The organism is Micromonospora cremea (genome assembly GCF_900143515.1).
GTDB lineage: Bacteria > Actinomycetota > Actinomycetes > Mycobacteriales > Micromonosporaceae > Micromonospora > Micromonospora cremea.
Genome location: NZ_FSQT01000001.1, coordinates 201,888 through 214,626 on the forward strand (window position 1 = coordinate 201,888; position 12,739 = coordinate 214,626).

General features: G+C 69.7%; 9 protein-coding genes. 8 read left to right on the top strand and 1 reads right to left on the bottom strand.

The genetic code is table 11. The features are described 5' to 3' along the window. Positions 1–49 precede the first annotated feature (49 nt). Both BUS84_RS00870 and BUS84_RS00875 read left to right on the top strand, forming a co-directional pair. The gene (locus BUS84_RS00870) at positions 50–652 is read left to right on the top strand and encodes a hypothetical protein (protein WP_208869476.1); all 603 of its coding nucleotides are present in this window, start codon (positions 50–52) and stop codon (positions 650–652) included. A gap of 328 nt (positions 653–980) precedes the next feature. Next, on the top strand, positions 981–2,558 hold the full coding sequence (locus BUS84_RS00875) for a protein kinase domain-containing protein (RefSeq protein ID WP_244298298.1): 1,578 nt from the start codon (positions 981–983) through the stop codon (positions 2,556–2,558). Positions 2,559–2,609: 51 nt separating this feature from the next. Here the strand turns inward: BUS84_RS00875 and BUS84_RS00880 are convergent, their stop codons facing one another. Then, positions 2,610–2,975: a helix-turn-helix domain-containing protein gene (locus BUS84_RS00880; RefSeq protein WP_074307909.1), complete on the bottom strand. Its 366-nt coding sequence runs from the start codon at positions 2,973–2,975 to the stop codon at positions 2,610–2,612. Positions 2,976–4,278: 1,303 nt separating this feature from the next. Here BUS84_RS00880 and BUS84_RS00885 point away from each other — a divergent pair. From BUS84_RS00885 to BUS84_RS00910, 6 genes are all read left to right on the top strand, one after another. Then, complete coding sequence (locus tag BUS84_RS00885; RefSeq protein ID WP_244298299.1) at positions 4,279–8,652, top strand: ExeM/NucH family extracellular endonuclease; 4,374 nt, start codon at positions 4,279–4,281, stop codon at positions 8,650–8,652. 102 nt (positions 8,653–8,754) lie between these two features. Continuing rightward, complete coding sequence (locus tag BUS84_RS00890; RefSeq protein WP_074307911.1) at positions 8,755–9,324, top strand: hypothetical protein; 570 nt, start codon at positions 8,755–8,757, stop codon at positions 9,322–9,324. Positions 9,325–10,106: 782 nt separating this feature from the next. Continuing rightward, a complete protein-coding gene (locus BUS84_RS00895) occupies positions 10,107–11,315 on the top strand; it encodes a sensor histidine kinase (protein ID WP_143728130.1) in 1,209 nt (402 codons plus the stop codon). Next, positions 11,312–11,776 (top strand): roadblock/LC7 domain-containing protein, encoded by a 465-nt coding sequence (locus BUS84_RS00900; RefSeq protein ID WP_074307915.1) that lies wholly within the window; start codon positions 11,312–11,314, stop codon positions 11,774–11,776. Before BUS84_RS00895 ends, BUS84_RS00900 begins: the two co-directional genes overlap by 4 nt. 24 nt (positions 11,777–11,800) lie before the next feature. Continuing rightward, on the top strand, positions 11,801–12,145 hold the full coding sequence (locus BUS84_RS00905; protein WP_208869477.1) for a DUF742 domain-containing protein: 345 nt from the start codon (positions 11,801–11,803) through the stop codon (positions 12,143–12,145). Continuing rightward, positions 12,123–12,728 carry a GTP-binding protein gene (locus BUS84_RS00910; protein ID WP_208869478.1) on the top strand — a complete coding sequence of 202 codons (606 nt, stop codon included), beginning with the start codon at positions 12,123–12,125 and terminating at the stop codon, positions 12,726–12,728. Before BUS84_RS00905 ends, BUS84_RS00910 begins: the two co-directional genes overlap by 23 nt. Positions 12,729–12,739: the final 11 nt, after the last annotated feature.

The window sequence follows — 12,739 nt, forward strand, 5'->3', positions numbered from 1 at the left end:
GCGGGCGCGCGCGCAGGAGAGCCGGCGACGGCGGCTCTTCGCTGGCGGCATGATCGGCTTGGTCGCGCTGATCGTTCTCTCCTTCGCACTGGTGCTCGATTTCCGTCAACCGGACAGGGGGATGGCCTCCCCGGCAATTCCGGCTTCTCCGGCGACAACCGCCGACGGCCGTGCGGACCAGCCGCCCTGGGCGGCGCCAGCGGATGCCATTGCCCAGGTGAACGCCGCCGGGCTGCCCATGCTCGGCGCGGAAGGCACAACCGAGCACATCCACGCCCACCTCGACGTCATCGTCAACGGACAGCCGGTCGTCGTGCCTGCAGGCATCGGCATTGACGAGGCTGCCCAACAGCTCAGTCCGTTGCACACACACGACACCACAGGGGTACTCCATGTTGAGTCGCCGGTGAAGGCTGACTTCAATCTGGGTCAGCTCTTCACGGAGTGGCAGGTCTCGCTGTCCGCCGACCACATCGGCGGTCTCAAGGTCGGCGACGGCAAGGCGCTCCAGGCATACGTCAACGGCAAGCCGTACCAGGGCGATCCAGCAGGCATCATCCTGCATGCGCACGATGAGATCGCGCTCGTGTACGGCACTTCCGCCCAGCAGGCCAACCCGCCGTCAAGCTACGCATTCCCCGCCGGATTGTAAGCCGCCAACGCCTGGCCTCGGACACCAAGCCCAGCCGCAAGAGCGGGTCCCACGGAAAATGGGCCTGGCATCCGGAACGAGCCGGGCATGATTCGGGAGGATCAGCGGAGCTGACGGAACGCAGGCACGAGACTCGCGGAGCGGGCGAGCCCGTCCCTTAGATCGCGGATTGTCATCACGACATTGTTGACGTCGCGCATCCTGACCAGTCCGCGGGGAGACGAGGCAGAGGACGTGCTCGGCGTGGTACTCGCCTTCTGCCTCCCAGCAGTCACGGTCGACCGGTTCTTCAGCCCGATCGCCGTGCGCGTGGGGCAGGTGCGAATGGGTGGCTCCTTTCAGCGCCGCCGCCGTACCCCAGTGGTGTCTCCTCGGCGCGCTCAGCCCGGCGGTGGCGGGGCGGTTGATGGCTGGTGCTGCCGGGCGGGCAAACTGGACGGCCATGTCGCCGTTCACGCCCACTCTGCGGTTGCACGATCGGTACGTCCTGCGCGAGCGCATCGGCCTCGGCGGGATGTCCGAGGTGTGGCGCGCCGACGACGAGGTGCTCGGCCGGCCCGTCGCCGTGAAGGCGCTCGCCGGTGAGTTCGCCGTCAACCCGCAACTGCGGGCCACCATTCAGCGCGAGGCCCGCGCCGCCGCCCGGCTGACCCACCCCCACATCACCCAGGTGTACGACTACGGCGAGGCGACCCTGGCCGGCGGCACGGTGGTGCCGTACCTGGTGATGGAGCTGGTCGACGGGCGCAACCTCGCCGAGCGGCTCACCGGCGGCCCGCTCGCCTGGCCCGAGGCGGTCCGGATGGCGGGCCAGGTCGCGGCGGCGCTCGCCGCCGCACACCGGATCGGGGTGGTGCACCGCGACATCAAGCCGGGCAACGTGATGCTCACCGACACCGGCGCGAAGGTGCTCGACTTCGGCATCGCCGCGCTCGCCGGCCCGCACCACCCGCTCGCCGGCCAGACAGGCGAACTGCTGATGGGCACCCCGGCCTACTTCGCCCCGGAGCGGCTGGCCGTCGGCCCGCCCAACCCGGCCAGCGACGTCTACGCCCTCGGTGCGCTGCTCTACCGATCCCTGGCCGGCCGGGCCCCGCTGCCCGTGCAGACCTGGGAGGACGCGCTCGAGGTGCACGCCGGGCGCAGCCCGGTACCGCCGCTGCGCATCCCCGGCCTGCCCGCCGACATCGCCGAGCTCAGCCTCGCCTGCCTGGCGGCCGACCCGGCCCGCCGGCCTACGGCGGCACTGCTCGCTACCCGGTTCGGCGCCGGCCAGCCGGCCGATCCGCCCACTGCGGTCCTGCCCACCCTGCCGGCCGGACGGGCGGCCGTCGCGCCCGCGCACCCGCCCACGCTGATCGACCGGTCGCTGCCCACGGCGCGACCGGTGCGCGCCGCATCGCCGGCAGGCCAGTCGCGCCGGTCGAATCGGCTGCTCGCGGTGCTCGTCGCGGCCGGCCTCGCCCTCGTCGTCGGGGTGGTCGGAATGCTTACCTTCGGCGGCGAACCGGACAGTCCGCCCGCGGCGCCACCGGTCGCCGTCGCACCCGTCGAGCAGCCGGCGTCGGAGGCGCCGGGCGGTTCGTCCGATCCGGGTAGCGCTCCGCCAACGACCGGCGGGCTCACGCCGGTCACCCTGCGGCAGCTGGCCGCCGAGCTGACGGCGGTGATCGACAACGCGGAGAGCCGGAGCGAGATCGACCCGAAGACGGCCGAGGAGCTGCGGGACAAGCTCGCCGATCTGGACCGAGGCAAGCCCAAGGACCGCGCCAAGCGGGTTCGGGAACTGAGCGAGCGGGTCGCCGACGCGGCCGACGGGGGCCGGATCAGCGCCGACACCGCCACCCGCCTTCAGGACCTGCTCGCCGGGTACTCGCAGGCGCGGGGCGAGGAAGACGACAACTGACAGCTCAGGCGCAGGCTGATGCGGTCGGTTGTCCGAGGCAGGCGAGGGCTGCTAACCGACCGGCGTTCCGTTGAGGTGTCGTCGCGCCGTCCGGTCGGTGACGCCAGCTCGCCGGGCGATGTCCGCCACGGTGGCGGTGGGGTCGGCGGCGCGCGCGGCGAGCACGCGGGCGGCAGCGGACGGCCGGGTGCCGTTGCCAGCTGGCGGAGTCTTCACCGGCCGGTCCTGCCGGTGGTCGGCACGCGGTTGTGAAGTCGGCGGTGCGATGACCGGGCCTGGGTCCTCCGGAGCACTGGTGGGAGGCTCTTCCACCTCCTTGCCGCTGTCGGCCGGAGTGCCTGCCGGCCGACCGCCGGTCAGCATCTCCACCACCAGCAGCAGCGCCGGGGCTGGCCAGGCGGAGATGACCCGGGCCACCAGGTTGTCCGGCGCCGCCAGAACGTTTTACGACGATCGACGCCACCACACCGATCAGGAAGGACACCCGCGCCGACATCCGCCCCGGCCGCCCGCCGGCGCGGTCGGTGCACTCGTTACGGCTAGGAACAAGGCGAAGGCGGCAGGCAGGCAGCTTGTCGTCACCAATCCCGGTAGGAACGCCCGTCGGGTCCTGGTTATCACCGGCGTTCTGGACGTCCTCTCATCCGGCAGTAGCTGACCAGCGGCCCCACCCATACTCCGCGGGCACCACGGGACCCGCTCGCAGTTGGTGGGCTCGGCGTCACTGGCGACCTGGGTGGCAGGGTGGATGGTGTCGCCGGCCTGGCTGGCGGCGTGGCCCGGGACGTTGGCGGCCTGGGCGGAACGGTGCGCGGTGTCACCGGCCTGACTGGCGGTGTGACCGGTGAGGTTGGCGGCACGCTGGACGGCACCGCCGGCCGTCTCGGCGTCGCTGGCGTGACCGGCGATTTGGGCGGCGCCGTGCACGACGTTGGCAGTGCCGCTGGCGACGTCGGTGTTCACGGCGACGCGCCTGAACCTCCTGAACAGGCCATCCGACCTCGCCGAGGAGGGGTGATCCGGGCCGCGAAGAAGGCGGCGGCGACACGTACGTCTCCGAGCCCAGAAGCGCGAGTGCCGCTGGCCCCGGCCCCGCCTCCGGGTCCGCTCGTTGTGCCGGCCGTCCGCTGGGCTCTCTCGGTCAGGTCGACGTGCAACCGTTTCTTGCGGATCACCCCGTCGAAGGCTGCGGTCGTCCGCCGGCCGGGCCCGGAGGTGGTCATCGCCGTGCAGGACCAGCTGCAACGCTCGACCACCCCGGGGTCAAGCCCGGGGGCGCCGCAGAACGACAGATCGTTGACCGATTGCATGGTTGGCCGGCAACCGGCCGGGCTGCGTGGCCAGGATCCCCGGCGGCATGTCGCACCTGCCGTGAGGTTGCCCTTGTCCTCGCCGTCGACAACGGAGTCCCACAACCGCGGCTAACAAGGTTCACCAAATGATCAACTGACCGCAAGGTTGCTCGGGGAAACGACTGAACCAGCCTGCACCGGACCTGTTTCGAGCGGCATTCCGGCCACTGGCGCTCCGAGCGGTCATCCGGCGGGTCTGTCGCTAATGGCCATTCGGCCGAGCGATCGCCACAATCGGTCGGCAGCCTCGATCAGTTCTGTTCATCTAGCCGTGATCAATCCGCTCCATACACCCGGCGGCTCTTGGGCGGACAGAAAAAGGCCTCTAATCTCCACCTGGCCAACCCCCGCCATCGGAGGCGAACTTAATGGACTGGAACCGGCGCAAACGAACACGCAACGTGTTCAGCGTCCTCCTCGCAAGCGGCGCGCTCCTTCTGACCAGCGGAGCACCCGCGCTGGCGGAGCCAGCGGCATCGGACCCCTTTATCAGTGAGATCCACTATGACAACGCTGGTACCGACACCGGCGAGGCCATCGAGATCGAGGCGCCCGCCGGCTTCGATCTGACCGGCTGGCAGATCGTTCTGTACAACGGCGCAAACGGTGCGGCCTACAACACCCGCACGCTGAGCGGCCCGATGCCGGCGGCCGGTGTGGTCGTCGCTACGTACCCGACGGACGGCATCCAGAACGGGTCGCCCGACGGCGTAGCGCTCGTCGCCCCGGGCGGTGCCGTGGCGGAGTTCCTCACCTACGAGGGGACGATGACCGCCGTCGGCGGGCCGGCCAATGGGCTGACCGGCGTCGACATCGGCGTCGCGGAGACCGCGACCACGCCGGCCGGCGAATCGCTGCAGAAGATCGACGGTACGTGGCGGGCCCCCGCGCCGAGCAGCTTCGGCGCCGTGAACACCGTCCCGGGCGGCGGTGATCCCGACCCGGATCCGGCTCCGGGCTGCACCGTCACCGTTGACCACACCATTGGCGAGGTCCAGGGCGGCGGAGACGCCACGCCGCTCGCGGGCGCCCGGGTCACCGTCGAAGGCGTGGTGACCGCCGACCATCGCAGCGGTGGCTACAACGGCGTCTACGTGCAGACCGCGGGCAGCGGCGGGGACCGTCCCGTTGCCGCGGGCACCGCCTCGGACGGCATCTTCGTCTACCTGACGACCAGCACGGCCAACCACCCGTCGGTCGCGATCGGCGACCGGGTCCGGGTTAGCGGCACCCCGAGCGAGTTCAACGGGCTCACCGAGCTCACCATCGGCGCGAAGGCCGACGTGCAGGTCTGCGAGCACAGCGTGACGCTGCCCGCGCCCGTCCCGGTCGGCCTGCCGCTGGCCGACGGCGTCCGCGAGTCGGTCGAGTCGATGCTGGTGTCGCCGGTCGGCCAGTACACCGTCTCCGAGGTGTACAACACCAACCGCTACGGCGAGGTCGTGCTCACCGCCGGTGATCGTCCGGCTGCCAACCCCACGGACGTCGCCCGTACGGGCTCGGACGAGGCGAAGCAGGTGGCCGCCGTGAACAAGCTCGCGCGGATCCTGCTCGACGACGGTCGGACCACCAACCTGTCCACCGCCAGCCTGCTGCCGCCGTACCTGTCGAAGGCCAGCCCGCTGCGGGTCGGCGACTCGGTAGAGGCATTCGGGTCGTCGGTGCTCTCGTACGGCTTCAACGAGTGGCGCCTGCAGCCCACCACCCCGGTCGACGCGGACACCGCGCCGCCCGCCCGGACCAGCTTCAAGACCACCAACCCGCGTACCCCGCAGCCGGTGGACGTCGGCGGCGACGTGCGGGTGGGCAGCTTCAATGTGCTGAACTACTTCGTGCACTTCGGCGGGGACGCCCGCGGCGCCGCTGACGAGGCCGGTCTGGCCAAGCAGGAGGCGAAGATCGTCTCGGCGATCAGCGCGCTGGGTGCCGACGTGGTAGCGCTCGAGGAGATCGAGAACTCGGTCCGGTTCGACGCAGGCGACCCGCAGCAGGCGCTCAAGCGCCTGGTCGCCGCCCTGAACACCAAGGACGGCAACGGCACCTGGGACTACGTCCGCAGCCCGGCCAACCTGCCCGGCCCGACCCAGCAGGACTTCATCACCACGGCGATCATCTTCAAGCCGGCGAAGGTACAGCCCAAGGGCCCGTCGCGGTCGGTGAACGACGAGACCGTCTGGTCCAACGCCCGCGAGCCCATCGCACAGACCTTCACCGCGGGGAAGATCGCCTTCACCGTGGTCGCCAACCACCTCAAGTCCAAGAGCGGCACCGGGACCGGCGACAACGCCGACACCGGCGACGGCCAGGGCTCGTGGAACGGCGACCGGGTCCGTCAGGCGCGGGCGCTGGCCGCCTTCGTCGACCAGGTCAAGGCGGACAGCGGCACCGACGACGTGCTGCTGCTCGGCGACTTCAACGCCTACACGCACGAGGACCCGATGCAGGTCCTCTACGACAAGCAGTACCGGGACCTGAACAACACCGGCAAGGCCACCTACGTCTTCAGCGGCGAGTCCGGCTCCCTCGACCACGCCCTCGCCTCCCCGTCGCTCGCGGCCCGGGTCACCGGCGTCGACGTGTGGCAGATCAACGCGGTCGAGTCGTACGCGTTCCAATACGACGGGCTGTCCGCCTTCTACGAGGCGAACCCGTACCGGGCCAGCGACCACAACCCGCTCGTGGTGGGCATCAACACCCGCGCGAACCCGGTCAACCTGCAGCTGCTCAGCATCAACGACTTCCACGGCCGGCTGGAATCCCCAGCCACCGTCGGCGGCCAGCCGGTCGGCGGCGCCGCCCAGCTCGCCGGCCTGGTCGGGCAGCTGCGCGCGCAGAACCCGAACACCGCGTTCGTGTCCGCCGGCGACAACATCGGCGCATCCACGTTCATCTCGGCGATCGACGGGGACAACCCGACGATCGACGCGCTGAACCAGGCCGGCCTCGCCGCCTCGGCGGTGGGCAACCACGAGTTCGACAAGGGCATCGCCGACCTCACCGGCCGGGTGTCCGACCGCGCCGACTTCCCGTACCTGGGCGCCAACGTGTACCGGGGCGACGCCCGGGCGCTGCCGGCGTACTCCGTCAGCACGGTGGGCGGGGTGAGGGTGGGCTTCGTCGGCGTGGTGACCGAGCAAACCAAGTCGCTGGTCAGCCCCGACGGTATCGCCGGGCTGACTTTCCGCGACCCGGTCGCCGAGGCCAACCTGGTCGCCGGCCAGCTCAAGGACGGCAACCCGGACAACGGGGAGGCCGACGTGGTGGTGCTGCTCGCGCACGAGGGCGCCGCGACGGAGAACATCACCTCCGCCGAGGCGCTGGCCAACGACCCGGTCTTCGGCAAGTTCACCCGGGTCGACGCCACCATCGACGCGATCTTCAGCGGCCACACCCACCAGCCGTACGCGTTCGAGCTCCCGGTCCCCGGATCGGACCGGCTGCGTCCGGTGGTACAGGCCGAGGACTACGGCAAGCGGCTGGGCAAGGTCGCGCTGACCTACGACCCGAACACGGGCCAGGTCACGACGGCCGACGCGCAGCTGATCGACGTGGTCGGCGCGCCGCAGGACCAGGCGGTGGCCGACATCGTGGCCGCCGCCAAGACCAAGGCAGGCGAGCTCGGCAAGCAGCAGCTGGGCTCGATCACTGCGGACATCAAGCGGGCCTACACCAACGGCAACGAGGACCGGGGCACGGAGTCGGCGCTCGGCAACTTCATTGCCGACGTGCAACTCGCCGGCACGAAGGACCCGGGCCGGGGTGGGGCGCAGATCGCGTTCATGAACCCCGGTGGCCTACGCGCCGACCTGCTCTACCGCACCGACGGCATGGTGACCTACGCGGACGCCTTCGCCGTCCAGCCGTTCGCCAACGACGTGGTGACGAAGAGCTACACCGGCGCCCAGATCAAGCAGGTGCTGGAGGAGCAGTGGCAGCCAGACGGGGCGTCCCGTCCGGTGCTGTGGCTGGGTGTCTCGAAGGGGTTCAGCTACACCTACAACCCCGACGCGCCGAAGGGTTCGCGGATCACCTCGATCAAGCTCAATGGCGCGCCGCTCGACCCGGCGGGCACGTACCGGGTCACGGTGAACTCGTTCCTCGCCACGGGCGGTGACAACTTCGCCACCCTCGACGACGGCGCCGACCCGGCGACCACCGGCGACAACGACCTCACCATGCTGGTGAGCTACTTCGCGGCGAACTCGCCGGTCACCGCGGACCCCCAGCCGCGGTCAGCCGTCGGGCAGGCCGGTCCGCAGTGCACCACGACCATCACCGGCGCGTACCGCAAGCCGCTGGTGGTCACCGCGGGCCTGACCTGCCTGGAGAACGCCGCGATCGGCGGCTCCGTCACGGTCAACCCGGGTGCCTCGCTGGTGGTCACCGGCGGCACCATCAGCGGCCCGGTGTACGCCACCCGCCCGGTCCTGTTCGATCTCACCAGCGCCACCGTGTCCGGCCCGGTCACCGTCACCAACGCGACCGGCCAGCTGAACATCACCAAGGGCAAGGTGAACGGCCCAGTGTCGGTCACCGCCAACACCGGTGGAGTCCGGATCGACACCGTCACCGTCAACGGTCCGATCACCGTCGACAAAAACGCCGGCAGCCAACCGGTAGTCGTCGCCGCCAACACCATCAGCGGACCCCTCGCCTGCTCGGGCAACACCCCGGCCCCGGCAAACGAGAGCCGACCCAACACCGTTAAGGGCCCCGCATCAGGCCAGTGCGCGCGACTGTAATCCACATGTGATCCGCGGGCAGCGGCTGGAGCCTGCCAGGCTCCGGCCGCTGACCCGTCTCGGGATCCTCCAGCGATTGCCGTCGAGGTCGAATCCGTCGGCGTGCTGTGGGACCTGGCCACCTTCTGGCCCCGCGCGGCCCACCCATTCGCGCCACCCAGCTACGCCGAACGCGTAGTCCCGGACCTGGTGCGACGGACCCGCTACCTCGCCGAGCAGGGCGGGGTCCTGCTGTCCGGGCACAGCCACGGCTCGGCGCTCCTGGCCGCCACCATCCTGCAACTGCCGCCGGAGACGCTACGCCGGGTCGCCCTGCTGACCTACGGATCTCCGCTGCACTCCATCTACGCCCGACTCTTCCCGGCCTATGCGAGCGACGACACGCTGCGCGAGGTGGGAGATCGGGTGGACTGGCGTTGGCTGAACCTGTGGCGCGACACCGATCCCATCGGCGGCTGGATCTTCTCCCCCCACCGCCTCGGCGCGCAACCCACGGTCAACGGCCCACCCGGAGGCGTCGACCGGCGTCTGCGGGACCCGCGTGACGTGACTCTGGATGAATCCGACACCGTCCCTCCCGAGATCAACCGGCACTCGCGATACCACGCAGACGACCAGTTCAACGGGGCCGTGCGCGAACAGGTGGCGCGGCTAGACGCGGTGTACCCGTAGGTGTTCTGCGAAGGATTGGGCGAAGCTCTCGTAGGGCTCGTCCTGAGGTTGCCGCCCTGGCGACCTCCGGCCGGCATCGGCCGGGCCGGCCGGCCGCATTGAGGAACGAACAGGGCTCCGAAGACCTCGAAATTCCGCTCCACGCTTCCCTGGTCCTGATCCTGCAAGAGCCGCTGCAACGTCGGACTCCAGAATCCACTCACTTGGATGCTTTGGAATGTGCCCATCCTCGTGCCTGGAGTTCGGGTCCTCGGGCCTTGTCCGGCTGCCCGCACCCCCGCCGTCGGCCTGCCTGATGCCTAAACCTCGATTACGGCTGGGGCTGTCAACGCCATGCCGTCGCCGGCACCTGCTGACACCGACAGGGACATCCTGGTCGGGGCGGACCGTAACGACAACCGGACCATCGACGCCTGTTCCTCTGGAGGTCGGGGTGCGCGACATCCATGGCGGGCGGGACTCACGACCTCCGGGTCCCGGTCCGCCAGTAACCGACAGCACCGTGAGGCACACCGGGGAGTAGCCATTTTTTAGCCGACACCGCGCCCCTTTCACCGCAGTGCTGCACTCAGAACGATGGCGTTGGTGCGACAGGACGCCGAGACGGTCCTGCCGGGACCGACCGGACGGGATAGGGCAGAGCGAATAGGAAGATTTCTCCCACTCGGGCCTGAAGCGTTGCGATCGGTGGAAGACGGTGGTTGACTGCTGCACCATGCCAGACACGAGATAACCGATTGGTCGGGTAGATCGTGAAACATCAAGCCGTGGCAACTCACTCGATGGATGAGCATCCGGTGACGTGGCGGCAACGGTTGGCCAGACGGCTGGACCCCACCGTGGCGCAATGGGCGGTCGCTCAAGAGCAGGGGTCGACCCCACCGGACCCGTCGCCACCACCGGAGCGTGTCGAGACCCTGTGGCCCGCGATCTGCGAGCAGTTCGCGCTGCGCATTCTGGCGTCGGCCTACCAGATGGGCAGCCACCTCGAGGTTGTCGAGGCCGATGAGCAGGATCCTGAGCGGCTCGAGCGGCTCTACCGCATCGACCACGCGAATACCCGCATCCGCCGCCACGCGGAGAACCTGCAGGTTCTGTTGGGGCGGCGTGTCGAGGACGCCGACCGGCAGACGGTCGCCTTAGTCGATGTCATTCGGGCCGCGACATCGGCTACCGAGTACTACGCGCGAATTCGTGTCGGACATGTGGTTGGCCTCGGGGTCGTGGAGTTCGCAGCCGACGACGTGATTCGGGTGCTGACTGAGCTGCTGGATAACGCAACCCGCTTCTCCCCGCCGACCTCGTCGGTGATCGTGTCGGCGTTCATCACCGAGGACGGCAGCGTGCTGCTTCGTGTCGAGGACGCGGGCGTCGGTGTCAGGCCCGACCAGCTCGCTGCGCTCAACGCCATGCTGGCCGGGAACACATCGGCGCCGGTCGCGGATAACCCGGCAGCGCATCTGGGCCTTGTCGTCGTTTCGTACCTGGCCCGCGCCCATCACCTGCGGGTCGCGCTGACAAACCGACCCTCAGGCGGCACGACCGCGACCGTGCTGGTTCCCGCGCCGCTGCTATGTGAGATGGCACCCGCACCCCCTCCACCCTCGCATCCCCAACGTGCGGCGCCGGTGGCCCACCGCCCGTCGATCCAAACCGGAGCCCGTGAAGGAGTGGGGCAGGTGGAGGCGTCTCACCCGAGCGCGCAAGCTTCCACCTCTCGCCTGACGCTCGTACACGGCCGGCCGGCCGGTCACGGCCACCGCGTCGCAGCGCAATCGGTCGCCAGTGGCGGTGGTCTTCCCCGTCGCGTACCGGAGAGTGTGCGCGCTGACGGCCGCCCCGATGGCGGGATTGAAAACGCCCTTGCCGCGTCGGGGGGTCGCTCCTCGCCAGATCGGGACACGTGGCCGGACGAGACGATTGCTTTCGCCGCCGGCGTCACCGATGCACAGGTACCACCAACCGTGAAACCCGAAGGACACCTGCCATGACTCACCCGAACGGCGGCAGCGGCGGACCGCACGCGGCGGCCTCCGGGCACCAGGACTTCGCGTGGCTGGTGCGCCAGTTCGCCGACGACGTGCCCGGTGTCACCCATGCTTTGATCGTGTCCCTCGACGGTCTGCAGCTCGCCGCTTCCCGCGGGGTTTCCCGCGACCTGGGCGATCAGTTGGCTGCCTTGACCGCGGGACTGCTCAGCATGGCCGACCGCAGCGCAGATCTACTCGATCTGGGTCCGTCGGAATATCTGACTGTTCGCCTGCCGCGCGGACACCTCATGTTCATGCGGGTCGGCGAGTCCGCGGGGCTGACCGTGGCCGCTGCCGCCGGTTGTGACCTGCGGGTCGTCTCGTACCACATGACGCAGTTCGTCGGCGCCGTCGGGCACGTCCTGACCCCACAGGTCCGCCACGACCTGCACCGCCTCACCGTCAGCCAGCCGCCCGGCTGAATGGCCAGAGCCGAGGGAGCGAAAGTGCCCACCACCTACTGGAAGGTGCGGCCCTACGTGTTGACCGGGGGACGCGCACGCACCCGGCAGCATCTGCTGGTGCACACCCTGGTGTCGGTGCCGTTCTATGACGCGGTCTTCGCCTCAGGGCTGCTGCCCGAGGCGCGGTCACTGTACGAGCAAGCCCGCCAAACCAGATCGGTTGCCGAACTGTCGGCGGTATGCGGCATGTCGCTGGGCGTGACCCGGGTCGTGCTCGACGACCTCGCCGCCACCGACCGGCTGCAGATCCACGACGGCCACTACACCACCCAGTTCGATCTTCACCTCCTGGAGAGACTGCGCGATGGCCTCCGCCAGCTTGCCTGACAGCCCCCTGCTGACCTCGGCGAAGATCGTCATCGCCGGCGGCTTCGGCGTCGGTAAGACCACCTGCGTCCAGTCCATCTCCGAGATTCCCCCAATCAACACCGAGGCGTGGATGACGGCGGCGAGCGAGACGGTGGACCGGCTGGATCCGGGAATCGACAAGACGACCACGACCGTGGCCATGGACTTCGGCCGGCTGACGATCGGCACCGACCTCGTGCTGTACCTGTTCGGCACACCCGGGCAGCCACGGTTCTGGCCGATGTGGGACGACCTGTGCCGGGGCGCGGTCGGCGCGCTGGTGCTGGCCGACACCCGGAACCTGGAGGCATCGTTCCCGGCGTTCAACTACTTCGAGCAAGACAGCGAAGTGCCGTTCGTGGTCTGCGTCAACCTCTTCGACGGCGTACTGACGCACCAGCTAGAGGACATCCGCGCCGCCCTCACGCTATCCGCCGAGGTTCCGCTGATCACCTGCGACGCCCGCGACCCGTCGTCGGTCGCCAGGGCCCTGCTGGCAGTCGTCGAACACACCATGGCACGCACCACCGGCGCGGTCCCGGACGCACTCGCGGCCCGATAGCTCAACCACCT